The 26,026-nt window shown below is 48.6% G+C and carries 17 protein-coding genes; 13 read left to right on the top strand and 4 right to left on the bottom strand.

Going from position 1 to position 26,026, the window contains the following annotated elements; all coding sequences use genetic code 11:
• Positions 1 to 169: 169 nt before the first annotated feature.
• The 3 genes from mltA to YC6258_RS24840 form a co-directional block, all read right to left on the bottom strand.
• Positions 170 to 1,306, bottom strand: coding sequence for a murein transglycosylase A (mltA, locus tag YC6258_RS24850; RefSeq protein ID WP_044619271.1), 1,137 nt, complete (start codon positions 1,304 to 1,306; stop codon positions 170 to 172).
• A 329-nt stretch (positions 1,307 to 1,635) separates the two neighbouring features.
• On the bottom strand, positions 1,636 to 5,451 hold the full coding sequence (locus YC6258_RS24845; RefSeq protein WP_044619270.1) for an ATP-binding protein: 3,816 nt from the start codon (positions 5,449 to 5,451) through the stop codon (positions 1,636 to 1,638).
• 302 nt (positions 5,452 to 5,753) lie between these two features.
• Complete coding sequence (locus YC6258_RS24840; RefSeq protein ID WP_044619269.1) at positions 5,754 to 6,587, bottom strand: NAD(+)--dinitrogen-reductase ADP-D-ribosyltransferase; 834 nt, start codon at positions 6,585 to 6,587, stop codon at positions 5,754 to 5,756.
• 84 nt (positions 6,588 to 6,671) lie between these two features.
• Between YC6258_RS24840 and YC6258_RS24835 the strand changes: the two genes are divergently transcribed.
• The 12 genes from YC6258_RS24835 (at position 6,672) to YC6258_RS24775 (ending at position 21,943) form a co-directional block, all read left to right on the top strand.
• Positions 6,672 to 7,574 (top strand): ADP-ribosylglycohydrolase family protein, encoded by a 903-nt coding sequence (locus YC6258_RS24835; RefSeq protein ID WP_082070885.1) that lies wholly within the window; start codon positions 6,672 to 6,674, stop codon positions 7,572 to 7,574.
• A 91-nt stretch (positions 7,575 to 7,665) separates the two neighbouring features.
• Positions 7,666 to 8,565, top strand: a complete 900-nt coding sequence (locus YC6258_RS24830) for a Fe(3+) dicitrate ABC transporter substrate-binding protein (RefSeq protein WP_044619267.1) — start codon at positions 7,666 to 7,668, stop codon at positions 8,563 to 8,565.
• A gap of 54 nt (positions 8,566 to 8,619) precedes the next feature.
• Positions 8,620 to 9,513 carry a Fe(3+) dicitrate ABC transporter substrate-binding protein gene (locus tag YC6258_RS30015; RefSeq protein ID WP_044619266.1) on the top strand — a complete coding sequence of 298 codons (894 nt, stop codon included), beginning with the start codon at positions 8,620 to 8,622 and terminating at the stop codon, positions 9,511 to 9,513.
• A gap of 9 nt (positions 9,514 to 9,522) precedes the next feature.
• On the top strand, positions 9,523 to 10,500 hold the full coding sequence (locus YC6258_RS30010) for an iron chelate uptake ABC transporter family permease subunit (RefSeq protein ID WP_044619265.1): 978 nt from the start codon (positions 9,523 to 9,525) through the stop codon (positions 10,498 to 10,500).
• Complete coding sequence (gene fecD / locus YC6258_RS24815) at positions 10,497 to 11,459, top strand: Fe(3+) dicitrate ABC transporter permease subunit FecD (protein ID WP_044619264.1); 963 nt, start codon at positions 10,497 to 10,499, stop codon at positions 11,457 to 11,459. Before YC6258_RS30010 ends, fecD begins: the two co-directional genes overlap by 4 nt.
• Before the next feature lie 3 nt (positions 11,460 to 11,462).
• Positions 11,463 to 12,230, top strand: a complete 768-nt coding sequence (fecE, locus tag YC6258_RS24810; protein WP_044619263.1) for a Fe(3+) dicitrate ABC transporter ATP-binding protein FecE — start codon at positions 11,463 to 11,465, stop codon at positions 12,228 to 12,230.
• 269 nt (positions 12,231 to 12,499) lie between these two features.
• A complete protein-coding gene (locus tag YC6258_RS24805; RefSeq protein WP_044619262.1) occupies positions 12,500 to 13,627 on the top strand; it encodes an FAD-binding oxidoreductase in 1,128 nt (375 codons plus the stop codon).
• Positions 13,628 to 14,658: 1,031 nt separating this feature from the next.
• The gene (locus tag YC6258_RS24795) at positions 14,659 to 16,026 is read left to right on the top strand and encodes a sigma-54 interaction domain-containing protein (protein ID WP_052830567.1); all 1,368 of its coding nucleotides are present in this window, start codon (positions 14,659 to 14,661) and stop codon (positions 16,024 to 16,026) included.
• A gap of 801 nt (positions 16,027 to 16,827) precedes the next feature.
• A complete protein-coding gene (locus YC6258_RS27740) occupies positions 16,828 to 18,591 on the top strand; it encodes a right-handed parallel beta-helix repeat-containing protein (protein WP_052830566.1) in 1,764 nt (587 codons plus the stop codon).
• 364 nt (positions 18,592 to 18,955) lie between these two features.
• Positions 18,956 to 19,654: an iron-containing redox enzyme family protein gene (locus YC6258_RS24785; protein ID WP_044619260.1), complete on the top strand. Its 699-nt coding sequence runs from the start codon at positions 18,956 to 18,958 to the stop codon at positions 19,652 to 19,654.
• Positions 19,655 to 19,734: 80 nt separating this feature from the next.
• On the top strand, positions 19,735 to 21,015 hold the full coding sequence (locus tag YC6258_RS24780; RefSeq protein WP_044619259.1) for an ATP-grasp domain-containing protein: 1,281 nt from the start codon (positions 19,735 to 19,737) through the stop codon (positions 21,013 to 21,015).
• A complete protein-coding gene (locus YC6258_RS24775; protein WP_044619258.1) occupies positions 21,005 to 21,943 on the top strand; it encodes a DMT family transporter in 939 nt (312 codons plus the stop codon). The genes YC6258_RS24780 and YC6258_RS24775 overlap by 11 nt, the downstream gene beginning before the upstream one ends.
• A gap of 132 nt (positions 21,944 to 22,075) precedes the next feature.
• Here the strand turns inward: YC6258_RS24775 and YC6258_RS24770 are convergent, their stop codons facing one another.
• Entirely contained in the window at positions 22,076 to 24,529 is a 2,454-nt protein-coding gene (locus YC6258_RS24770; RefSeq protein ID WP_044619257.1) for a PEP/pyruvate-binding domain-containing protein, read from the bottom strand.
• A gap of 393 nt (positions 24,530 to 24,922) precedes the next feature.
• Between YC6258_RS24770 and YC6258_RS24765 the strand changes: the two genes are divergently transcribed.
• A complete protein-coding gene (locus YC6258_RS24765) occupies positions 24,923 to 26,026 on the top strand; it encodes an ABC transporter substrate-binding protein (RefSeq protein WP_044619256.1) in 1,104 nt (367 codons plus the stop codon).

Below are 26,026 nucleotides of genomic sequence, written 5' to 3'. Positions count from 1 at the left end.
CGATACTGTGAAACAGTAGCCATAATAATCAAACTGGAATGCAGCTCGGTCTGACGGTGGTTCCTGCTTTGGTATGGGAGATATCTATTTGCTTCTAAAAAATCTGGCTTAACAAATGTTATCTTGAGACTCATACAGTGGCTAATACCACTGTATGAGAGTTTGTGGACTAAGGCGCTACGTCTAGGGGTGTTTCTCCGGGCAGTAACAACCAGACCTTACCATAATGTTTGAGTGCGTTGGCTTGCTGATACGCTTCCTCACCAATGCCAAAATACATATCAATATGACCAGCACCGTTGATGGCTGCACCTTTGTCCTGTGCCAGCAGGAAACGGTATTCGTGCCTGATCAGGTCGCCATGGGAATCGAGTATGGGAATCAGGCCAAGCAACACCGACCCCAATGGAATCACCGCGGGATCCACAGCGATGGAGTGGCCGGCCGTCAACGCCACATTGGCAGCACCAACCGGTGAGTCCTGGCCTTCGCTGAAAAACGGATAGCTGGGATTTTGGGATAACACCTGCCGTTGACGTCCGGGGTTTGCCAGTAACCAGTCTTTAATCGTTCGGGAGGAAATCCGCTCTTTGGCAATTTCTCCGTTTTTGATCAGAATTTTACCCAGGCTTTTGTAGGCATGACCGTTTCCGCCTCCCCAGGAGAGCAGTCGTCGGGAACCATCCTCAAACTCCACCACACCAGATCCCTGAACCTGGAGAAAAAAGTTATCGATCAGACTGGCACTGTAGGCAATTTCGAGCCCTAACCCATCCAGAGCACCCTCGAAATCAATCGCCTGACGATCCGGCAATGGACGTTTAAATTCTGCTTCGGTTGGTTTGCGATACAGGGGATATTTATAAATATCGTCAGCCGTGTGGCGTACTTTCATGACCGGGACATAGTATCCGGTAAACTGCACATTGCCGCGTTTGTCGTCACCCTGTAATTGGTAGAGGTTCAGGCCAGGGGCCTGTTGGGGATTTTGCAGCCATTGACTCAGACGTTCGGCACTGAGCTGTAACTGTTGTCGGGTGACCTCCAGATTGCCAAGCACATAGTGATCTTCAACACTGGGGCGACTCAAAAAACTCTGCTGCAGTTTCAATCCCTGTAGCAGGTCCGCAGAGGGTTGTGACCAGGTCGGCCATGGCGGACTAGGACGATATAACTCCGATTGTCGGCGGACCTGAGTATCCCGGCCATTGCCGGCAAAATCATTGGATGAATCTATTTCCCGTAAGCTGCAGCTCAGCAGCGTCATACTCAGGGCAATAATTAAAAAACGATGAATCAGATGCATAATGTTGAATGACCCAGGGTGTTATCCGCTAAATGTGTAATCAGCCTCAAACCTCAACCGTCGATAAGGCAATTGCAGGCAAGGCTGCACAATGAATGAAAGCTGTTAGCTTGTAAAGGGAGGTTGTTCACGGTTTGGTGATGAATGTTGATTTCATAATGATATTGACGACTGCGGAATCACTAATGAGTGCGATCTGCCTCAGACCCGCTACCTGCGAAATCGCCTGGTCGTGATGAACGGACAAATATGGTCGACAGGCGGGCAATGTTCAATCATCTGACCCGGTTATCTGGACTGGCCGGCCTTGGTTTTATGGAACAGGTTATTTATGGTTTTTTGGGTTCCGCCTGACTGTCCTTAACGATGCGTTGCAGCAATTTGGAACTGCTCGACAGCATTTGCAAAAACGCCCATTCGCCAATGTAAAACGGATCTTCAAAATCATCATAAAGGTAATATTTATGACGGACTTTCCGGCGGTAGGCTGTTGAAGAAATATTATCGATTTCTGCAAGGTCCAGAACATGCCTCTCCACTTTCGATCGAATATATTCCGGGTCAAGCAACATGGTCGGTACGTCCGGATACTCTGCCAAAAGTTTCATGGCAACCCTGCTCAGAATATCTCTGTTTTCCTGGCTATCGGTTTTATTTTTTATCCACTCAAGTAACTCGAAGATATTAAAATAGACATGAGATTTTGGCGGGAATGTGTCAGGGTCATCACTGCGAAATACTTTTCTATGCTCATCCAGAACCCTGCTGAACAAACTGATAATATGTGCAATTTCGTTGATACATTCCTCCGTGCCTTCCAGGCTGTTGGTCAATAACCGTTCATGCATGCTGTTCCTGGCTTTTATCCATAAATAGATGGCCGTCATGCGAGGAAGATTGCCCAGTGGTGACGGAATAATATGAAAATTAAAGGTCATGTCGCTCTGATCGACTTCGGAATCAGTTTTTTGGCGGCACCAGCGGTTAATGGAGTATCGGCAATAATGCTCCCAGATTCCGAAGATCATTAAATAACTGCTGATGTTTGAACGATACCAGAGCAAGTATGAGTATTGCTCTTGCTCTTCACTGGTTGAAATACGTTCAAGTATTTCCGATGTGATCATGGTGTGGTTATGAAAATGTGGGTTTCCAGTCAGAATATCCACTCTCTCTTTGATATTTGTGGCCCTGTCACTTTTCTCAATACAGTCGCGCGCACTTTTGAGCAGATCATTCAACCATTTTGGTGTGGTTTTTATTTTATCCATCAGCGGAGTGGTGATGCTTGTTTCAATCTCTGCACATTTACTCCATGGAAATATTTCCAACAGCGCGATCCAATTAAGCAATAGAGAAATATATTGATGAGCCGCTTCAGCATAACGGCCTTTTCGACGTGAGTTATCGGCGGCAAGAAAAGTGAGTTTGAACGAACGTTCAAGCATTTCACTTTCTGTCAACTCAGAAACCGGTGTGAGTTGCTGCCATTTGTTGTTTTTGTCATCTTCCAGCAGATTCTCAAAATTGGATAGTTTGCCAGATAGATTCAGGAGATACAGTACCGGTTCCGACCATTGAGCAAAAGCCTGTTGATATCGTTCCGTATGGTTTTTCGGGTTGAGTTGGGCTACTTCGTTCAGGTTTTTTTTAAGTTTCTGGGCTGCCAGGGAAAATATGGATTGCGCATAAATGAAAGTGGCAGGGCTGATGTGATATTTCCTGAAATAATCGTCCACATTCTCGCTGGATCGTTTCATGGAAAACTGAATGAGCCGAAGAACGACTCTGGGATTCACCTTGTTGATAATTTTTTGGTAATTTCCAGCGAAATAGTTGATTAATAACGTCTTTGAATAGAGCGTGGGGTCTTCTATAACCACTTTTATTTTTTCTATTTTATGAAACAGTTCATGGGTCAACGGTTTTCCGGATTTTAGGGCCAGAAACTCCTGAGCCAGCAGTGTATGTTGAAGGTTGTTATCAAAGTCTTTGTGACGACCATACATTCCATTGCTGAGTTCAGTTTTTTGTTTTTCGTAAAAATTTTCCTGACAAGTGAGTTCGGCTTCCCGGTATGCACTCATGGCCGCCGCATTGTTTTCGCGAATTTCTTCCAGCAGCCCTTTTTTTAATAGCACCTGTATCAGTGTGTAGTGCGCTTCCAATGATATCCCGCCGGATAAGCGCCACTCATTACCCTCTTTATTTCTGAGCAGCTTTTTCAATAAAAAAGTGGCATTGGCATAGTAGGAGAATGCCATATCATAACTTTGTTCCGAGGCATAAATATCACCCAGTATCGATTGTAGTTTGGCACTTGAAAATGAACTTTTGGAAAGATCATCCGGCTTCTGGTTTTCCACTTCCTGAATATAAAATGCCCGTACTGGTTCTGCCGAATCCAACGCAAATTCAAAGCTGGATGATTTCGCTCCGAGGCTTTTGGACAGATAGCTGAACTCAAGATCTGTGGTGATGTAAAAACGATACGGAAAAAGATTACTGGCCGTTCTGCGAATGATGGACTGAAAGGTAGAGTTGACCAGCTCATCTGCGACATACGCCAGATTAGTCTCTGAGTGAACGTCAATACCGGCGACGGTTCTGTCCAGCATCGCCCGCGAAAATCCCTGGCTGTGAAATCGCACGACATCGAGAATGCTGATAAAACTGGAGACGACGGATTTATCGTGGGTTCTGGAAACCAGACGACCGATGTTGGTGCTGTATAGCGAATACAGCTTGGCACTCACGAACATTTTTCGAATGTCTGAGGGTGTAAAAAACAGAAAAGGTGTGGATTTGTTCGCGTTGGTGGGTAACAGATTGATGCTGTGTCTATGGGTCAGTTGGTCGTAATAGTCCTTGTCGTTCCATTCAATATGATCCTGCACCATCATCGACATTCGCTTGATATTTCCCCACGAATGCAGGGTGATGAATTTGACAAACAGTTCGTAGAAAAACTGAACATCGAGTATTTCCACGTTATGGTTCTCGTTTGAATCTGCAAAAGTTAGCATATTCTCGAAATCCGGATTGTCGTCTGTCTCTTTACCCGCCAGTACCGAGTTGATGTATTTTTTCACCATTGAATGAAATTCATGAAGCTTGTGATCGGAGCCATCCGTCAGCAGCGTGGGTACTTCGAATATTTCTTTGAAAACACCTTCATACAATACGCTGGTGTAGCCGGATTCCGAGTAATAGGCATCCACCATTTCGCGGCCGGCAATTATGATGAAAATGCAGTGGGTTCCGTTGAGCAGGGATTTCAACCCACCAAGCAGCTCATCGACTTTGGCTTTACGGGTTTTTGAGTTCTGGGTATTTTGTTCCACTGGAGCAGGATTGATTTTATCCACTTCATCCAACACAACGATGTATTGATAGCTGGAATGTCTGTAAAACGTGGTCAGTTCCTGCTGTATTCTTCTGGCCGAAATTGGCTCCTGGGAATAGGACTGTTTCAATCTGACGCCGATTTTCGCGGATAAACCACCATCTGCGGTAAGGCCCATTTCGATCATTCGGGCGTAACGGGTTAGCTTAACCAGCTGGCTGATTTTTCCGAGCTGGGTGAAATTTGGACCTCTGAGTATCATGATCCAGCAAAGGCCCAAAAAACACAGAATCCCGCTGATGAGCGCTGTAAATTGCAGCAGCTCATGTCTTGCCACTTCATTGTGGACAAAAGCAGTAACATCAGTGCTGCCGGAAATATGAACGCCGTAAAACACACTGATAACCCACATCAGTATTAGAAGCAGAACCCTTTTTGATACAGCATGCTGCCATTCTCTTCTGGTTTTTACATAAGTACTTTCGACCAGATCACACAGAATGTCACGAATGGACAAGCCTGAATCCACACCGAGATCAATACGAATAAACAGTGGTTTGCGGGAAAGTATTTTCCAGGGTTGATAGCGCTTTTTGATCTCTTCCAATACCTGGTTGACCAGCGAGGTTTTGCCAACACCACGATAACCACCCACAAGGAAACAGCCGCCAATACCAAATGCCTTGATCAAGGTTTCCCTGAGTTTTTTCCGTAACCTTTGCCTGCCGATAAACAGAGGTTTTTTATCGATCCTTTTTTGGATGGGAATAAACACATATGGCACATTTTCTCTGCTCATGACAATCCCTGCGTTTGTGAACCGAATGTTCGCCGTTCTTCGGGTATGGTTTTAATCACGGATCTGCCAATGATCGAAGTAAGCGATACACAGATGCTGACTCGTAAGCATCATTACCAAAAAGTCATGGAGTCAGAAGTCATGCTTTAGTACTGCGTTTCGATTGCAAAACCGTTACCAGGGTTTAACGTGCCCTGATTTGACTGAATATCCGCGTTGGGTTTTTTTGCGCCGATGCTGGATATTGCCGCATCACAACAGAAGCCACAAAAAGAACGAGTATTGCTGACCTTTTTATGCGATCAGCGCAACGACACCCGATAAGCACCACCGATCACCAGATACTCTCGTTCGCCTTTCAGTATTCCCGGCAACAGTTCGGGGAAGAACAAAATTTTGGCAGACGGTACCTGAGTGTGAAAAACGTAATCGCCAAAGCTTTCGGCATGTTCACTGCTATGGCTGAAAGAGTTGAGATTGTTGAGTAGCAGCACATATTCGCGTTGTTCAGGTTGTGCCAGTACATCGTGGTCCTGTAGCCGGTTGACACCACGGTATAAGCGCCAGTGTGAGGTATCCGGAAAGCGTCTTTGCAGTTCGTACTGACAAAAGCCGTATAACAGATCCAGTTGCGCTTCCAGGGCGTTGGTGTTGTACAGTCCTTGGGCATATCCGGCCAGATAAGCCTGATAATTATGAGAGTCATAATCATGCAGAGGTCCCAAATGATTACGCGGCAGCAGACCGAAGCGCGATGTCACCCAGCTTTTCAGAACCGCTCCTTCAGTGCCGCTGGCGTTGAACATCCAACCGCGTAACAGGCGCAGATAGTTGGCTTTACCCCGCTGATAGCGCTTGTGGTCGCTGACATAACCGGCTTCATCCAGGTGGTCCAGCAAAAAACACGAGCGCATGTATTCCTTGAAGTGTTCCACCCGATCATCAGGGTCATCCATGGTCTGCAGTGTGTTAAACAGTTCCGAATGGAATTCCTGTACGCCGTCAATCAGCAGAGCAGCGGGATGTTGTTGAAATTCCAGGCTGCCAAGGATGGCCGCCGGCAGACTGCAGCGGTTGATGGAGCGATACGCAAAAGGTGGCAGCAAAGGCAGGTTTTGCTGATTGGAACTATTCATATTATTGTTGATCCAATATCGGCCAGAACCAATGTTGAACGGCCATAATAGCGCTTTCTTCAACCAATGACAGAAAAAACTACCATGACAGATCGTGAACAACGTTATCAGGGTTGCCTGTTAGGACTCGCCTGCGGGGATGCTGTTGGTACGACCCTTGAGTTTCGGGAACGGGGGAGTTTTGCACCACTGACCGACATGGTCGGAGGTGGTCCTTTTAACCTGAAGCCGGGACAATGGACCGATGATACCTCCATGGCTCTGTGCCTGGCGTATTCACTGCTGGAATGCGAAGGCTTTGACGCCGATGACCAGATGCAGCGTTATTGTCGCTGGCGCAATGAGGGATACCTGAGCAGCAATGGTCGCTGCTTCGATATCGGCGTAACGGTTTCAGAGGCGATCAGCCAATACCTGCGAACTGGTGATCCCTATTCCGGGTCAACCAATCCCTTTACCGCCGGGAACGGCTCACTGATGCGGCTGGCCCCGGTCGTCATGTATTTCAGTCCGGCACTGGAGTCGGTGATCCGCTACGCTGGCGACAGCTCCAGAACCACTCACGGTGCCAAAGAATGCATCGATGCCTGTCGCTACTTTGCCGTCCTGCTGCATCAGTGTTTTGCCGGTGCAGATAAGGACAGCATTCTGCATTCCGCGCTATATCAGCCGGAAACCCGCAAAGTAGCCGCAATTGCCACCGCAGGTTACCGGCAAAAAACCGTCGACCAGGTGCGAGGTACCGGTTACGTGGTCGACAGTCTTGAAGCGGCATTGTGGTGTTTTGCCAGTACAGAAAATTTCCAGGATGCCATTCTGCAGGCCGCCAACCTAGGTGACGATGCCGATACCACGGCGGCGATCTGTGGCCAGATTGCCGGAGCCTTTTATGGAGTTGATGGCATCCCATCACACTGGCGCCAAAAGGTCACCATGCAAACTGAAATACTGGAACTGGCAGATCGTCTCGCACAGAAAAGACTTTAATATCAAATGATAATCATTATTATTGCGGATCATTGATGACATTCAGACCGATCAGTCTGATTTGAGATTCGTAATAGTAAGGGTTGTATGCATGTTAAAGGTTATTCTGATCAATCTGATTGGCTGTTTGTCGGTGCTGGCGGGCTCATCACAGGCTGTAACTGTGGAAGATGCCAGAGGTTTGTTCAGTATCGATAGCGTACCGCAACGAATCGTTGCGCTGGAATTTTCGTTTGTGGATGCTCTCGCCGTTGTCGGAATCAGCCCTGTGGGCATTGCTGATGACAAAGACCCCAGCCGGTTATTGCCTGAAGTACGGCAAATGGTTGGTGACTATCGTTCGGTGGGCACTCGTTCGCAACCCAGTCTTGAAGTGATTGCGTCCCTTAAACCTGACCTGATCATTGCCGATGTTGGCCGCCATGAAGCAGTGTATGCACAGTTGAATCAAATCGCCCCGACCATCCTGTTGCGCTCGCGTCGGGAAACCTATGCTGACAACCTGGAGGCTGCTGCCGTCATTGGTGAAATCGTCGGCAAACACGAGCAGATGCAGGCCCGACTGCAGCTGCACACGCAACGTATGAGCGAGTATGCCGCTCAGCTGCCAGCGGACCGGCAAGTACAGTTTGCCGTTGCCAGGGATGATGCCTTGTTCGTGCATACGGAAGATTCCTATGCCGGTGGTGTAATCGCCGCGCTGGGAATGCAAACGCCGAAGACCGGTCGCACCGACCAGACCGCCTCCCGCCAGATTACCCTTGAACAGCTCGTAGCCACTAACCCGGAATATCTGCTGCTTGGCCCCTACGTTGAAAACAGCATCGATGTGCAATGGCAGCAGGAACCACTGTGGCAGATTCTTCAGGCGGTGCGTCAGCATCGTGTTTATAAGGTCGATGGCAATATCTGGGCTCGTTGTCGGGGCATTCTGGCGGCAGAACACATGGCCCAGGATCTGGTTAGGGTGATGGGGGCTGCGGCATCCTGATTGTCGGTTATGACGATCTTCACTCCTTTTTTCTGTATTACCAAGGAATCGAATATGTTGAAACATCTGTTTTCATTGCTGGCCGTCAGCCTGCTTTTCAGCGCAGTTATGGCATCTGCCGTGACTGTGCAGGATCAAAAAGGCACTTTTACTCTGGACCAGCCGCCTGAACGTATCGTCGTGCTGGAGTTCTCGTTTGCCGATGCCCTGGCGGTACTTGGTCTTCGTCCCATTGGCATTGCTGATGATAAAAATCGTGATCGATTGCTGCCGGCAGTCAGTGACGTTGTGGGCGATTACACCTCCGTCGGCACTCGGGCGCAGCCCAGTCTGGAAATGATTGCAGCACTGAAACCGGACCTGATCATCGCCGATATTGAGCGCCACGAGGGCATCTATGATGAACTGAACAAAATCGCACCGACCCTGATTCTGACCTCTCGCAGTGAAACCTATGAACAAAGCCTGCAGTCAGCAGTCATTATCGCCAAAGTGGTTGGCAAAGAACCGGAAATGCAGGCCCGGCTTCAGCAACACCGACAGACCATGCAGGACTATGCCCGACAGTTGCCGGCCGGAGCCCAGGTCCAGTTCGGCGTGGCGCGTGAAGATGCTTTGTTTCTGCATACCTCCTATTCCTACGCCGGTGGGGTTATTCAGGCTTTGGGGATGACGACACCGGATCCTGGTCTGAACGATCACTCAGCTTATCGTCAGGTCAGTCTGGAGCAACTGGTGGCTTTGAATCCGGAATACCTGATGATCGGTCCCTACGCGACCAACAGCCTGGACGTGCAGTGGCACAGCGAACCACTGTGGCAATTGCTCACCGCGGTGCAACAGCATCATGTCTACCATGTAAATGGCAATACCTGGTCGCGCTGTCGTGGAATTCTTGCGGCGGAGGCTATTGCCAGAGATATGGTCGCCATCATGTCGACCCGATAGTTCCTGCTCATGTGGCTAAAAAGTGGTTTGGTGACGCTGGCGTTGCTGCTGTTGGCATGGTGTTCACTGTTTGCCTGGTCACCGATCCACATATCCCCGGCACAGGCTTTGCTGGCACTGCTTCGGCCTCAGGCTGACAGCATTGCTCATGCTGTGGTATTGGACCTGCGCCTGCCACGGATGCTCACATCCATGTTGGTTGGTGCGTCACTGGCCGCCGCCGGTGTACTGATGCAGGGATTGACCCGTAATGCGCTGGCCTCACCGGCTATTCTGGGTATCAATGCCGGTGCAGCACTTGGAATGGCACTGGTATCGACGGTTTCATCATTTATGGGGGTCATGCTCAGCTCCGTGGCGGCAATGATTGGTGGTGGCACTGCCTGGATACTGGTCATGCTGCTCGGAGCCGCCTGGCGCCCCGGTGCCGAGCGCGGTCGGCTGGTGCTCGCCGGCGTGGCGGTATCGGCCTTGTGTGCGGCATTGACTAAAGCCGCAGTGATCATGGCCGAAGATCAGGCCGCCGGCGTGATGACCTGGCTCGCCGGCAGTGTCGCTAATGCCCGTTGGTCAGTCCTCGCTCACCTGTGGCCTGCGGTTATTCCTGCCCTGTTCATAGCATTGATGCTGGCTCCAACATTGAACTTGTTGACTCTCGGGGACGATGGAGCCCGTAACCTCGGTGTTCGTATCGGCTGGATCCGGCTGTTGGTCGGCGGTGTGGTGTTGGTACTGGTTGGTCCGACGGTTGCGGCGGTGGGGTCAATTGCGTTTGTCGGTTTACTGGTTCCACACATGGTGCGTGGCTGGATTGGTGTTGACCACCGGCGGGTGCTGCCGCTCAGCATGCTGTTGGGCGCTGCACTGGTGGTGCTGGCGGATATTGTCAGCCGGGCAGTGGTCTACCCGGTGGAGACCCCGGTCGGGGCGATACTGGCGCTGGTGGGGGCGCCGTTTTTTATCTACATGGTCAAAGTCCGTACATGAATATCGCTGTTTTCCGATTGCTCACATTAGCGCTTCTGGTGCTGTTGATGATGTTGTTGAACTTGGCCCTGGGAGCGGTGAATTTATCCTGGATTCAGCTTTGGGATGGGCTACATCGGGAAAGTGAGTACTTCTTTACAGTGCATGAATATCGGCTGCCGAGGATCTTTCTGGCGTTGGCGGCAGGTGCCATGTTGGCGCTTGCTGGAACACTTGTTCAGGGCGTGATCCGCAATCCTCTGGCGTCACCGGACATTCTGGGTGTCAGTCAGGGAGCCGGGTTGGCAGCGGTGGTCATGATGACCCTTTGGCCGCAACTGTCGGTCATGTGGCTGCCGTGGGTGGCGCTGAGCGGAGGCTTTCTGGCGGCCGGCTTATTGTGGCTGATCTGCGGTCACAAAACACCACCGGTCAAATTTGCCATTACCGGCGTCGCACTGGCGGCCTGTTGCAGCAGCGTAATCGACTTTTTGATGCTGACGCGACCGATGGAAATCAACAATGCGCTGCTTTGGCTGACAGGCAGTTTATGGGGCAGGGGCTGGTCGCAACTGGCACTGGTGGCTCCCTGGCTGGTGCTGTTGGTACCGGCCGTATGGCTGGCGCACCGGCTGAATCTGATCGGATTGGGAGATGACAATGCGGTTGGTTTGGGGGTGAATGTTGCCCTGGTCCGGGGGCTGGCACTGGCGATTGCCGTTGGTCTCACATCTGCGGCAGTGTCTGTTTGTGGCCCCATAAGCTTTCTGGGACTGGTGGCTCCACATCTGGCCCGGCAACTGACTGGTGGCCGCCACCAGCAACTGATCCCGGCGGCCATTCTGACTGGCGCATTATTGTTGTTGGTCGCCGATCTTGCGGCCCGTATGGTCGATCCGCCGATTGAACTCCCGGCCGGCATCATGACGGCTATTATCGGCGCTCCTTATTTTCTCTGGTTGTTATTCAAGGCGAAGTAATTCATGCAACTAAGCACTCAAAACCTGGTTGTGGGCTACGATGCCGAAACCATTCTCAACGGCATCGATCTGACGGTTCCCGACGGCAAAATCACCGCTTTGCTTGGGCCTAATGGTTGCGGCAAATCAACGCTGCTGAAAACCATGGCGCGACTACTGCAGCCACGTTCCGGCCAGGTATTGTGGCAGGGGCAGAATCTGCATCGCCAGCCGTCGCGGCAGATTGCCCGTCAACTGGCGATGCTGGCGCAGACCCAACAGATTCCAGAGGGTGTCAAAGTAGCGGAGCTGGTAGCCTATGGGCGCAGTCCCTACACCGGATTCTGGGGACGGCTAGACCAGACCGACCGTGACATCATTGAGCGGGTCATGATTCAGACCGGTATTCAGGAACTGGCTGAACGCATGGTTACCGACTTATCTGGTGGCCAGCGACAACGGGTCTGGCTGGCCATGACATTGGCCCAGGATACCCCGTATCTGCTATTGGACGAACCGACCACTTACATGGATCTCAACCATCAGGTTGAACTGATGCAACTGCTGCGACAGTTAAATCGTCAGGGGCGGACCATCGTCACCGTGCTGCACGACATCAACCAGGCCTGCCGTTACTGCGATCACCTCATCGTCATGGCCAACGGCGCGGTCCACGCTCAGGGGACACCCACTTCGGTACTTACCGCTGAACTGCTGGAACAAGTGTTTTCGGTCAAGGCCCGGATTTATCCTGATCCTGTCGCCGGTACGCCGATGTGTGTTGTGGAATGACATTTAAAGGACCTGGTTATTCGCAGGACACCCACTCAAGCTTAAAGGACACCCGCATATGGAATTTCCCTGGACACCCACCTGGTCAGTCAATGACAGGACACCCACCACATTCAGGAAAGCATTCAGGGGACAAGCATTCAGGGGACACCCACTTTCCCGGGAAGCTGCATGGGTGCTGAAAAAAGCGTAAATGAGTGTCGTAAACAGGTAACTTTAGCGGTGTGTCTGTCTGCACAATCGGGCCATTCGCCATGGAGATACATTGCATGACTCAGTCACCTGAAAATGCCCTGACCACACCTTATTACACCGCAGTCAGTACTAACATCTGGAGTAATGGCCGGCATGTGGTGCGTTGTGTCAGGGAGATCTACGAGACCTGGGATACCAAAACCTTTATTTTCATGGCTGAGCAGCCGGTCATGTTCTTTTTTAAACCTGGTCAGTTTGTCACGCTGGAGTTGGAGATCGATGGTCTGCAGGTCATGCGTTCTTACACGATCTCAAGTTCTCCGTCAGTGCCGTATAGTTTTTCCATTACGGTCAAACGAGTGGTGAATGGGTATGTATCCAATTGGTTGCATGAGAATCTGCGCCAGGGCGATGTTATTGCCGTGCATGGTCCGGTCGGTGTGTTTAACTGTATCGATCATCCGGCGGACAAGGTTTTGTTGTTATCAGGCGGCGTGGGAATTACTCCGTTGATGTCGATGGCACGTTGGTATTTTGATACCAATAGTGAAGTGGATATTGCATTTGTACACAGCGCCCGAACACCCAGAGATGTCATTTATCAACGTGAACTTGAGCACATGTCTTCCAGGGTGCCGCATTTTGCTTTGCATCTGATCTGCGAGCGCCAGGAGATCGGGCAGGTCTGGCATGGTTATCGTGGTTTTCTGGATCTGGCCAGATTGGAACTGATGGTACCGGATTATCTGCAACGGGAAATCTTCTGTTGTGGTCCCACTCCTTATATGAAGGCAGTCCAGAATCTGCTGAAGGAACAGGGCTACGACATGACGCGTTATCATGAGGAGTCGTTCGGTGCCACTCCCAGTGACGTCAAACAGGATGCTCTGGAGCAGGCTGAGATTGCCTCAGAAGAGGCTGATGCGATTAATCAGGCAGATCTGCTTCAGGTGCAATTCACGACGACCGGAAAGAGTGTTCAGGTCGCACCGGGAGAAACTGTCCACAACGCTGCCGCCAAGTTGGGGATGCATATTCCCAAAGGTTGTGGGGTCGGTATTTGTGGGACCTGCAAGGTACTCAAAACAACCGGTGAAGTGACCATGGAACACAACGGCGGCATAACCGATGAGGATGTTGAAGCCGGGTATATTCTGTCCTGCTGCAGTGTCCCCAAAACGGATGTCGCCATCGAATACTAGCAGCTTGTTTCGTTGCTGAGACCGACATCATTTATTACTCCGCCGGCCGTTGATTGCGCGTACGCTGCCGATCAATCATCAGTGTATGGAATTACTCAAAAGCGCATTTTATCGATCACAACCGAACAGGCGGCGAGGGTGTTTTGCACACTATTGGCAATGCGAGTGGAATATTAACAATTTGCCAGGCTCGCTAACGAAACACCCAATCTACTCCCCAATACTCCGTGAATGAGCTGAGTTTAATCCTTTCTCGCCTCGGTATGCCGCATCACTCAATCCAAACTTAGTCGCGACCGAATACGAAAACAATGCGTGTCCAGGATGCAGGAAGCATTTTGTCTGTTCTGATTCGCCTGGTTTTTGTCCCTTGGATATCATTCTTTAGTTGGAAGTGATAAGCAGTTCGCTGTTTTTATGTGACCTGTGTTCATTTTGTCGGCGGTGCATGGAATCATGCCTGGGCGACGATATTGCGGTGTGGTGTGGAAAGTTGGCGGTTTTTGGGTGGCTCCCAAACGAGAGGGTCAGCGGTTGCGAAAACTTCACCGGCGGTCTTTACTGAACTTTGCCGTTTTTGGCGGTCATCGCGATAAAAACATAACGGTGTTTTGGCCGCAGTGTGATGCTGGCAAACGATATCTGCTGTTATCTGATACTTCGGTAACCGATCATGTTCCGGTTGTGCGGTGTAAAGCAGTTTATTGGTACCGGATTAAGGTGGTCAGTCTTATTGCGGCTTTTGGTTAGCAAGGATTAGTAACGTATAGCCCGATCAGTTGATGCCTTCCATGTCGTTGAAATGGACCAGCATTTTGTGACACCTGATAAAAATATGGATCTTCTGAATAATATCGGCGAGGAAGCCAGAGTAAGACAAAAATCTGCGAAAAGGTAAGTTTATCGGTCATAAATGATCGACGTGTGCAGACTTTAACGCAGCGTTTTAAATACCGGTTGACGCAAGCATACATGCTCTGAACATCCCGGTTTTTGCGAACAGAACACTGGTCCAGAGTGAGGGAATTCTGATGACTCAGAAGTTGGTGCGACTTGTCAGATTATTTTTTACAGCAGAACAGCAAATTATCCTCGATGCACTTACGCGTTTGGATATCGATGTCATCCAGAGTGATCGTCCGATAGCCGATACCATCCCGAATCTGATTGTTGAAGATCAGCAGGGGCGATTACCGGACATTCATGCTCTTGATGATCATTATTTATTTCATGTCGCATTTTGTCAGTCCCGACGGCAAATTCCCGGTGCCACCACTATCGAATATCCAACGGATCCTATTATCCTGGCCAACTGTATTCGCCAGTGGCTGCGCGACAGCGGTTATGAATCCAGCCTACAGTCTCCAATTCCCGGACTGTCGTTGATCGGCCGGTCCGAGGTATTTCTCCAATTGGTACAACTCATTCATCAGATGGCAGAATACGATGCCCCGGTATTGTTAAAAGGCAAAACCGGCACTGGCAAAGAAGTGGCGGCCAGAGCCATACATTATTTGAGCCCCAGGCAAAATAAACCATTTATTGCCGTCAATTGCGGTGCTTACAATGATGACCTGTTTATTGCCGAGTTATATGGTCATGAACGGGGAGCATTTACCGATGCCAAACAAAAGCGCCTGGGGCTGGTAGAACAGGCCCAGGGTGGTACCTTGTTTTTCGATGAAATTGACAGTCTGAGTCTCAAGTCGCAAGTATCATTATTACGTTTTATGCAGGATCGTGAATTCAGGCCCTTAGGTTCAGAGAAAATCCGTCAGGCCGATGTGCGGCTGATTGCTGCCAGTAACCGGCCTCTGGAAGAATGGGTGCATCAGGGGCGTTTTCGTGACGATCTGTTGTTTCGTCTGGATATTCTCGGATTGAATCTGCCCACCTTGAGTGAACGCACAGAGGATATTCCATTGCTGGCGGAATACTTTATGAATCAATTCAGCCGGCAATATCAAAAACCGGAAAAATACCTTCATGCTGATACAATTTCCTGGATGATGGATTATGACTGGCCAGGCAATATCCGCGAGCTGGAAAACTATATACACCGGGTTTTTCTGTTGAGTCCTACCGAGGAAATTCGTGTAACCCACCCCAAAGGCGAGCCAGAGATTTTTGTTTCAAAATATATGAAACATGAATCAGAAGTCTGTTCCAAAAAAAATGAAAAATTAGCATCTGAACCAAATGGATCCGAAACCTTGCAGTTGTTCAGTGCAGCAAAAGATCAGGCCGTAGAACTGTTTGAGCGCAATTATATTGATCAGGCATTACGGGTGGCCGGTGGGAATATTGCCAAAGCTGCCAGGATGGCTGGAAAAGAAAGGCGCACATTCGGACGACTGGTAAAAAAGTATGGTATAGATAGCAATAACTATCACAGATAAATACCTTATTTATGAATTGTCATGCTAAAATTCATTCACAGTAATCAAGTTTCGTTTTAATTTTTTTAAAATTATTGATGCTGTTCAATATCAATAGCGTCTTTGTTGGCTTTTTATAATAAACATAATAATGGCACGACGTGTGATAAATAGTTCCGCGATTTCTATGTAACTCATTGAAAAAATCAATCTGGATTGGTTTTGTTTTTTTGAAATGTGAATCAGATCGTCAATCGTTTTTAATAGTCAGTATATTCTGCATTCACTTCTATGATTATCCGGACTAAATTTTTAGAGCTATATATAAAAGTTATTTTTACCTCTAAAAATCAAAATAACGGCGATCAGTAGGTAGACGAAGTTATGGATTAATCCTGTATCTCATTATGCCGGATTATCACTAAAGCATGGATGCATCATCATGAACCTCAAGTTCACGATGTCCTTTAAAGTTCTGGAATTTTACACGCTCCTCCAGATATTAAAGGGTTATGCAATCAATTTCGGGTGTGAACAACAAGTGCTCTTATACAGAATCGAACAGGTTTGTTCACAAGGACTACCCCGCGTTAAAAATGTGTCGGATTTTTGATTCATCCGGCAGGAAGGATGACTTAAAGAGCCACTGAAAAATAGGAATAGTTTTGATACGGGCCAGAAAGCACCGCTCGGAAAACCGTAGTTTACTGGTGTAAATGAGGTTTTGAGAGTGTGACGCCTTCAGCTGGAGCTGACACGTCTTGCGCAAAAATAGGCCATTTTTTAGAGATTCCGTAAATTAAACCCACTCTCAGAGATCACATGGTTATGAAAACTCAACATCATCGTAGTAGTAGTATCATTAGGCATGGCTGTCTCAGCTTTGCTCTTCTGACTGCCACAACAATTGCTTCTCACTCCCAGGCGGCAGCCAATCGACCGGATGGTTATACGACTATCTGTAAAATCGGTGAAACCTGCTCGGTTAGCCAGGCCACCAATGTGGCGTTTGGGGCTGCTGGAGAATTTGTATATAAGGTATTGAATGGTACCTTTTCCTGTACAGTGGCTACCTTCGGCAGTGATCCGATTCCCAGTAAGTCAGTGAAAGAATGTTCGATTCCCTCTGATGGTTCATCGGGTGGTGGCTCCTCCGATAGCGGCGACACCAGCGCGGTAAGTCTGAGTGGTCAGGCTGGGGATGGCTCCGTTTCATTAAGCTGGAGTGATGCCGGTACTGACTCTACCTACCAGGTTTATTACGATACCGATTCAGATCCATCAGGCAGAGTCCGGCTGGCCTCTCTTCGATCGGATGTACACAGTTATACCGCTACCGGATTGAGTAATGGCACCACTTACTGGTTCTGGATCAAATACCTTCAGAGCGATGGAACCTACAGCAATTCCAACGCCTTCAGTGCTACTCCGGTGGCTTCTTCCAGCGGTGGCGGTACAACTGATCCAAACGGAATCGTGGTGGATACAGCAGCAGAAATTCTGTCTGCCATTTCTTCTGCTGCGCCGGGAGATGTCATTTATGTCCGCGCCGGTACATATTATTTCAGCAGTACCATTGAGTTGAAAAACAACGGCAGTTCGTCCAAAAAAATCACCTTCAGCAATTATCCGACAGATAATGGTCGCCCGTTGTTTGATTTTTCCAGTATGTCGGAAAGTTCCAGCAACCGAGGCTTCAAACTCAGTGGTAATTACTGGCACGTCTACGGTATCGATGTCAGAAAAGCGGGTGATAACGGCATGTTCATCAGTGGTTCCAACAACATTGTTGAATTCTCGACGTTCTATGAAAATGCAGATACCGGGCTCCAGTTGGGTAACGGCGCCAGCAACAATCTGATTAAAAACGTGGACTCTTATTACAATGCTGATTCATCTCTCGAAAATGCCGATGGTTTTGCCGCCAAGCTGGACGTTGGCACCGGCAACAAGTTTTATGGCTGTCGGGCGTGGAATAATCTGGATGATGGTTTTGACGGTTACCTCCGGGGTGCCAACAATATTACCACTACTTATGAAAATACCTGGGCTATCCGTAATGGTTATATGAAAAATGGAACCAAAGGCAGTGGTGATGGTAACGGTTTTAAAACCGGCGGCAGCGATGATAAAGCACTTAAGCACAATGCCGTGTTTATCAACACCATCGCCGCTGGCAACATAGTGGATGGTTATGATCACAACAGTAACCGTGGTAGCATTACCATTTACAATGCCATTGCTCATCAGAATGGTCGTAACATCAATTTCGGCAGCACCAATATTGCGCAGAGCCTGACCATTAAAAACACTATTTCCTATGACGGTGATGGTAGCGACAGCCTGAAAGCCAGCTCAACGAATATTTCCAATAACAGTTGGCAGAGTGGTGTGTCTACCAGTTCATCGGATTTCCAGAGTCTGAATATCGATCAGCTGCTGGCACCGCGAAAAGCCGATGGCAGTCTGCCGGATGTCAGCTATTTCCATTTGGTACGGGGAAGTGATCTGGTGAATGCAGGTGTTGACGTGGGCCTGCCTTACAGCGGATCGGCACCGGATATTGGTGCATTTGAAGCAGAATAATCATTCTGTTCATGGCAAAAAAAGGCTCTGTGACAGAGCCTTTTTTTTGTGAGTGATTTTAGACGGAAGTGGTAATTAGCCTTGGTCAGGAAGATAACCACTGTGATTCTGTTTTATGTGCTTGTGTCGCAGGGATGGCTGGCGAATTTTTTCCTCCGTCTCATGTTCAAATTTCATCCAAATGTATGATATTTCAGACTATTCATAGCTCCTACCATGGCAGTCATTCGGGCCTTCAGCAATCCTTCCCAAATCTATAGGATCCCCTGAAAATGCAGAGGGTTTCGAAGCCTGCCGGAAGGAATTTATCGTCAACGAATGCATCTTCAGCGTTATCCCCGGTCTGATAACGGAGAGAACAAAAATGATAAAACAACAAGTGGAAAAGACGCTTGACAGCATTCGAAACCACCTGTTTATTCAATCCGCGTATGCGGGCCATCTAAATGAACAACAGGTCTTACGCTGGATCATGTGTGTCGTTAGAGAGAGCCGTTCGTTTCCTGATATCATTCAAAACATGCTGGCTGTCACCGAAAATCCGGTTGTTAAACGGGCGTTGCAGGAAAACCTGGATGATGAACTGGTTAATGGTGATATGCAGCACGCTCACTTCATGCATTATCTGGAGCTGATACAGAAAGTGGGGTTGGATAAAAATGCGTTCCTGGAATACCCGAAAAAAACGGGAATCAAACTGGCTGTCAGTCTTGCCTATAACATTTCAACTTCCCGTAATCTTCCAATGGCATTGGGTTATATGCTGGTCAACACGGGTATGACACCGATTACTTATGATGCAGTCAGGGTAGCATCCAAACGATTTTTCCCTGATCTCAAAACCACTTTTTTCGACGTGCATATTGAAGTGGATGAACAGCATGTGACGACTTTGTATGAAGCCGTAGCTGCATTACCAGAAACGGATCTGAATGATGTGCTGGAAGGTGTGCGGATAGATGAGCGGGGGATGGCTGTATTGCTGGATGAAGTCTATGGTGCATTTGATTTTTGTGCTCCGCCAACTGGCTTTACCATTCCCGCTGAGCTGAAAATAGCATAAAAATACCGAAGTATGGCGGCAAACTGTGAACATCAGTATTGCCCCTGTTATTGTAACCCTCTCTGGCAGATATCTTGATCATGAAAACCAATACCTCCGGATCACCCTCGCCACGCAACCACACCGTTGCAATTGTCGATGCTTATTCATCCGGTATCGATATTGCCCCCGCATTTCAGAATGCCGGTTGCTCGTGTGTTCATATTCAGAGCCGGAATAATCTGCCGGAGAAACTATTACATTCTTATCGGCCAGACGATTTTGTCGAGCAATTGACTTACAGTAACACGCCCGGGTTCTGGCATCATCTGGAGGAATTGTCTATCACCGCAGTCGTGACCGGTTGTGAAACCGGCACGATACTTACAGACCTGCTGGCGATGAAACTCAAATTACCAGGTAATGACTTTTCCAGCAGCCAGACACGGCGAAACAAGCTGGCCATGCAGGCGCAATTGAAGCATGCAGGTCTGAAACACATTCCTTCAAAATGCGTTAGCAGTATTACAGAGATAGAACAATATGGACCGGAATTGTTGGAGTACTCCGGCCGGGTAGTACTGAAACCAGTAGAAAGCTCTGGTACCGACGGCGTGTTCGTATGTGCCGATATGGATCAACTGAGACACGCTTTTGCCACGTTATTTGGAGTGGATAACCAGTTGAACCTGCGTAATTCGGAAGCGCTGTTGCAACCGTTTATCGTGGGTGACGAATATGTGGTCGATACTGTCAGTATGTGTGGACATCACCGGTTATGTGCAATCTGGAAAATGGGTAAAGGTCAGCACAATGGCGGCTCGGCTGTCTGTGAATATACCGAACTGATCAGTTTGCCGGACGCGCAGTTAGCGGAGTTGCAAGACTATGTTTTTAAATGCCTCGATGCTCTTGGAATTCACTATGGTGCTGGCCATAGCGAATTGTTTCTGACGGCTCGCGGCTGGGTATTGATTGAAACCGGTGCCCGTATTCATGGTGCCGGTTTTCCTATTTTGTCCGGGGATGCACTGGCACAAACCCAGATCGACGCACTGGTGCAGTGCTATCTGGATCCAGATTTATTTATGGCTGCATTGAGCCAGTCCTATCAGCCGTTAAAAGCACTGAAAATCAAAGAGCTGATCGCATATCAAAGCGGAAACCTGGAAGCTGTAAGGGCCATTTCGGACATTCGTGCGCGCGAAACTTTTCTGGCCTGTCAATTACCCGAAAAAGGAACCAGAATTTTCATTACCCGTGACGTATTCACATCTCCTGGCTGGGTTGCTCTGTGTCATGATGACCCTGAAAAAGTGGAGAATGATTACCAGTGGCTGAGCCAATTAGAACAGCGGGGAATGTTTGACTTTGTCTCATGATTCAGAGAACCGTATACAAGGCTCCGGTTACATATTTGCCTATGCATTTATCGGTGCCGTCATTGATGTACTGCTCTCTCATCTGCTGCAGAACCTGCCGGTATTCGTGCTGCTATTCTGGACGTTTTCCGGTACCTGGAGTGGATTTGTCCTGATAACACTGTTGTTCCGACCCGTGCGCTGGTCCCATATTCGGGTCCATTTGCCATTAATTTTGTTGATCAATATTGTCACGGCAGGTGCATGGGCGGGATTATTTATCGGCCTGAAATGGATAGAGCCATCGCTAATGGTTGCCATCATATTCGGTTTGTCGCCGGTGATGGGGGCCGCTTATGAATATTACCAGGGCAGGGAGATCAGCAGTCATTATCGAATCGTTATTGTGGGATTGACCATGACCGCCGGCCTGCTGTTATATTTTGCCGTGGAACATAAGCGTTACAATCCATTTGCATCGGTCTGGCTGTTCAGTGTTTGTTTGTTGCTACTCTCTGGTCTGACAGCCATGAGTCTTTCTGCCTATACCTATTTATCCCGGCATTTACACCAGCAGGATTTCTCTGCCGTTCAGGTACAGACGTTGCGCTTTCCTCTGCTGTTGATATGTGTGGCACTCGCGTTGCCCCAGGATCACCGTCAGTACCTGTCTTCTGATCACTTTTGGTCATATCTGGCGGTGATTGTATTACTCGGAAACATACTGCCGCTATGGTTGCTACAGAAAGGGATTCAACGTGCACCGGCCTTGCACATTACCATCATTATCAATGTGTCTCCGTTATTGACCATGATCTTTGAGCTGTTTGATCCCACACTGCAGTACTACCATGGAAAATTACTGGCTATTCTGCTGTTGTGTGGTCTGCTCATGCTCAGTAATGAAAAACTGTTTTTAAGGATCAGGCAGACTCTGAAACAGGTTTAAAAAAATGGCAGCAGAAATACCTTACTTTTTTGGGACGTGGATCTGCAAAAAAAAGCCCGATTAAAACGCATCGGGCATAAAAACAGCTCACCTGAGGTGACCTGACAGAACAGGACGAACATGAGTTCGGATTCAGTCGATAAGAGTAATGGTTCCAGACAGTCCATCAATTTCCACATGCTGAAAATGCCTGAGTTGAGAAACCGTTTGCCCGACCCCCACCACCGCAGGTATGCCGATTTCACGGGCGGTTACCGCACAATAACTCAGCACATCACCCGCTTCTGCAATGATCCCGGCGGCTTGATAGAAAAACGGCAGCCAGCGGGGATGGGCACTTTTGATCACCAGAATGGCTCCGGCGGGCATGTGCTCAATATCTTCGAGACGGTTGGCCCGATACACAACACTGCAGGCAATACCCGGACTGGCGGGAATACCGCATAAGGTCCCATTGACAGCTTGTTGCACTGACCCGGAAAAGTCTTCATCGTCTGAATTGCGGTCGGTCAGATATTCCGTTTTTCGCAGTAGCATCCGCTGGCGCAGCGTGTCTGGCAGACTCCACTGTTGCAGATTCTGAATTTCTGTCCGGGTAAGAAAAAACAAGTCCAGGGGATCTGTTAATTCAAAACGTTGACCCAGAATCGTCAGGGTATGGCGTAACAATTGCCCAATCTGGCTGGCTTGTACATTCTCCACTGTCTCGATGGCGGCGAAACTTTCTGCATAATGAACAAAGCCCTGCAACGCAAAATGATAGTCAGTCGGTACCAGGCTAAACAGGGTTTTCAGTGCCACCAGTTTGTCACGTTCCAATCGCGCTTGAATATCAAAATCAAATACGCGGGCGGTCAGGTCATGCAACAGTGTCCAGACTGTGGTGGGATTTTCATCCCAACCGGAATCATAAAAATCGGAACCTTCCTGGTGATGCTCAATACAGTGCAGTAGCGTTTGTCTGAAGCCTTCCGGGCAGTGGGCTAACTCGCTGATATCCGTTGGGTCCAGTCGCTCTGTCTGATGGTAGTACATCACCTGCATTTGTTTGACCAGTGTTCGTATCAACTGATTGATCCGCGACGATTTGGTACGAGTGGCACCCATAAGGGCCAGAAAAAGCTGTTGGCTTTCCATCGGTTCATACACAACCGAGGCCAGAACGTGATACAGATGGCGACTGAAAAACTGTTTTGCCAGAGTGCGGCGGATATAGGTGTCGAAATATTCACAGGTAAGACTCATTACCTGATCAAGATGATATTGACACTGATTGAGTTCCGCCTGAGAAAGGTCCTGTTGCTGTAGCAGCCTGACCTTTGCCAAAAACGCGTCCAGATCATTGACTGTTTGCACCGGTAAATTCAATAAACTCCCTGATTGCCGATAATATTCCGGTATTTCCAGCGAGTCTGGCGGAAGACTTGTATCAGGTGTTACGCCGTTGAGTGCCAGCTGCGCGATAATGGTTCGATTGCCATAAATAAAACCATCTCGATAACAGCATCCTTGGGCGCCCGCCATGATCAGTCCTGAACTCTCGCCGGCTTGTTTGATCAACGTATTCAAAGCGCTGCTGGCGCAGTCACCGATCAAAGGGGTTAATGGCTCCGGGAACAGATGAATGGTTGATGCCCGGTCGAGCTTGTCAGGCAGATTTTCCTGCATTCGGGTCTGCATCAGATATATCTGCCGGCCTACCTGTATCCACTCGACACTACAGGGGCGTTTTTGTCCGTACATAACTGTTCTGGTAAAACTGGCAAGACGAGTAACATCGGTGGCGGACAGGGGCAGCTTCGTTGTCTGACCGGATAGACGGATAACCTCTGCTACCGGCTCAGAAGATGCTGTTGAAAATGGCTGACTCAGAGCCGTTGTTCCAGTTGGCCACCGGACAGTCCAGTCATGATGGCTGATGGGGCGATTATCGGTTCTGCTTCTGCCCGGTAGAATCAGCTGGACATGGCTCTCGTGAAACTCCCCATTGAGTGGGTTGATGGAAAAAGCAATGCCCGAGGCATCCGCTCTCAACATCGGCTGTATCATGATCGCCATGGCGGTATCCATATGAGACAAACCCTGCGCCATGCGGTAGTTGATGACTTCAGGGCGCCACATTGTCTGCAGGGAGCGCTTGATATGATGCCAGACCTGATCTCCGGTCAGACTGAAATAACTGCCATACTGACCACTGCGAATGGCATCGGTATGGTTTGCAAACGTCGCAGACGTTCGTAACACAAATGTCGATGTTTCTGAGAAACTCGTCAGCCATTCCTGTAATTGCAGTCTGCTGTCACAATCCAAATTAATTTCCGAGAGTTCGGCACTCATTGTGCGACTGAGTTTGTACAGGTGCTTGTTAGAAGTCAGATTGCGGAATAAAGCCGCATGTCGTTTGATCAGGGCATTGATCTGATCACGATAAAAATCCGCACTCAGAACCAGGGTTTCCGGCACAATGATGTTCAGATCATCATAGAGTGTCCGATCAGCCAGCAGGTGAATTTCAGACAACATCTTACTTTTGTAACCGATTTCGGAAACGTCCGCTTTTTCGCTCAGGCCATAGAAATAAGTCACATGTCTTTTCCTGTTTGTAAAGTGAGAACCGGCAAGGACAAAATTCGCTCTTGAAAAATCATTCTTTAGTATGAATCGTATACGCCTGTTGAACATTTTGTGGTTGTTCATATCCCGTCAATCAGGTTTCGAAAATGTCTTTCGTAGTCATCTCTGCGTTTTCTGAAAAAATGTCTGAAGCATCAAACTTTTACAGCATTCCCGACAGATTGATGTCCTGATTGAAGAGTGGGTATTGATAAATATTTCAGAGATGGAAACAAGAGCGCTGGTTCATTAACTGTGCGCATTAATAGGAGATAAGCGATATTTCTTACGGTTAACAACTTAGCTTTTATTCAGTACTATCGCGGCTCTTGGGGTTTTCCTGCCATATAACAAGAGTGTTTCGGAATGCACAAAGTTGTTCGCGCTATTTGTATATTTTTGGGACTGGCTGGTGGCGGTTTGGCGGTCGCCCAAAATATCGGGGTTATGCTTGGGGGCATCAGCGCGAGTGCGGCAGATGCCAGCTCGATAGAAAAACTGTGTATCGTTGAATCCGTCCAAGAACGCTCTGGAGTTACTTTTCATATTTATGAAAATCATCGCAGTCGTATCGGCTCAGTGACTGCGGCACAAAAAATGGTTGAGGATGGCGTTGAACTGGCTTTATTGCCGTTGATTTCCGATGAAGCCATTGCGGCCATCTCTGTCTTGAGAGAGGCACATATTCCCTATCTGACCAGTGCGACCAGTGACAGTGTGATCAAGACGCCGAAGGATGGGTTGTCGCTGTTTCCCAGAAATAATGACCAGGCGGAAGCGTTGGCACAATTTTACCTGGAGCGCTATCCATCCCGACCCCTTGCAGTGATTACCGATGCCAGCAGTGCTTACTCCAAGCAGTTGTCTGCTCAGTTTATGAGTCAATTGAAAATCATGAATGCCTCCGTTGCTGTCACAGAGCATAACGTGGTTGGTGACAGCCTGGTCAAGCTTCCAGATTTATCGGGTTATGTCGTTTTTGCGGCGCTGTTAAACCCTAAAATTGCACTCCTTTATCGACAACTAAGGGATGATGGTAATGTCATCTTGATCGGCCCGGACTCAATTGGTGCACGTAAAGAATTTATCGAAATTGTCGGTCCAACAAACGACAACAATGGCACCCGAATGATTTTTCTGAAAAATTGGGATGGAGAAGTCAGGGGCGAATATAAAGACGATTTCTGGGCGGTCTTTTATCAGGGCTGCAATAAACAAAGTCAGCCGACCTTCGTAAATGCTTATGTGTATGACATGGTATCGCTGGCCGCAGAATGGGGGCGTAGCCGGGACACAGAAAATCCATTGGCAGTATTGGCCAAAAGTCAACGATCCTCCATTTTCGATGGCCAACCTATCCGCTTTTCAGAAAATGGCTATCGTCGGAAAAGCTATTTCTTTTATGAATACTTAGGGGGAGACGAGATCCACCCCATACCATCATCCCTCAATATCAGCCAGTCTGACTGA

Source organism: Gynuella sunshinyii YC6258, from assembly GCF_000940805.1.
Lineage (GTDB): Bacteria > Pseudomonadota > Gammaproteobacteria > Pseudomonadales > Natronospirillaceae > Gynuella > Gynuella sunshinyii.
The sequence above is the reverse complement of the archived record's forward strand: the minus strand, read 5'-3'. Positions and strand labels throughout refer to the sequence as shown.

Excerpts from the sequence above, each read along its gene's own strand:
- mltA (WP_044619271.1), bottom strand. The coding sequence starts at position 1,306 with ATGCATCTGATTCATCGTTTTTTAATTATTGCCCTGAGTATGACGCTG.
- YC6258_RS24845 (WP_044619270.1), bottom strand. The coding sequence starts at position 5,451 with ATGAGCAGAGAAAATGTGCCATATGTGTTTATTCCCATCCAAAAAAGG.
- YC6258_RS24840 (WP_044619269.1), bottom strand. The coding sequence starts at position 6,587 with ATGAATAGTTCCAATCAGCAAAACCTGCCTTTGCTGCCACCTTTTGCG.
- YC6258_RS24835 (WP_082070885.1), top strand. The coding sequence starts at position 6,672 with ATGACAGATCGTGAACAACGTTATCAGGGTTGCCTGTTAGGACTCGCC.
- YC6258_RS24830 (WP_044619267.1), top strand. The coding sequence starts at position 7,666 with ATGTTAAAGGTTATTCTGATCAATCTGATTGGCTGTTTGTCGGTGCTG.
- YC6258_RS30015 (WP_044619266.1), top strand. The coding sequence starts at position 8,620 with ATGTTGAAACATCTGTTTTCATTGCTGGCCGTCAGCCTGCTTTTCAGC.
- YC6258_RS30010 (WP_044619265.1), top strand. The coding sequence starts at position 9,523 with ATGTGGCTAAAAAGTGGTTTGGTGACGCTGGCGTTGCTGCTGTTGGCA.
- fecD (WP_044619264.1), top strand. The coding sequence starts at position 10,497 with ATGAATATCGCTGTTTTCCGATTGCTCACATTAGCGCTTCTGGTGCTG.
- fecE (WP_044619263.1), top strand. The coding sequence starts at position 11,463 with ATGCAACTAAGCACTCAAAACCTGGTTGTGGGCTACGATGCCGAAACC.
- YC6258_RS24805 (WP_044619262.1), top strand. The coding sequence starts at position 12,500 with ATGACTCAGTCACCTGAAAATGCCCTGACCACACCTTATTACACCGCA.
- YC6258_RS24795 (WP_052830567.1), top strand. The coding sequence starts at position 14,659 with ATGACTCAGAAGTTGGTGCGACTTGTCAGATTATTTTTTACAGCAGAA.
- YC6258_RS27740 (WP_052830566.1), top strand. The coding sequence starts at position 16,828 with ATGGTTATGAAAACTCAACATCATCGTAGTAGTAGTATCATTAGGCAT.
- YC6258_RS24785 (WP_044619260.1), top strand. The coding sequence starts at position 18,956 with ATGATAAAACAACAAGTGGAAAAGACGCTTGACAGCATTCGAAACCAC.
- YC6258_RS24780 (WP_044619259.1), top strand. The coding sequence starts at position 19,735 with ATGAAAACCAATACCTCCGGATCACCCTCGCCACGCAACCACACCGTT.
- YC6258_RS24765 (WP_044619256.1), top strand. The coding sequence starts at position 24,923 with ATGCACAAAGTTGTTCGCGCTATTTGTATATTTTTGGGACTGGCTGGT.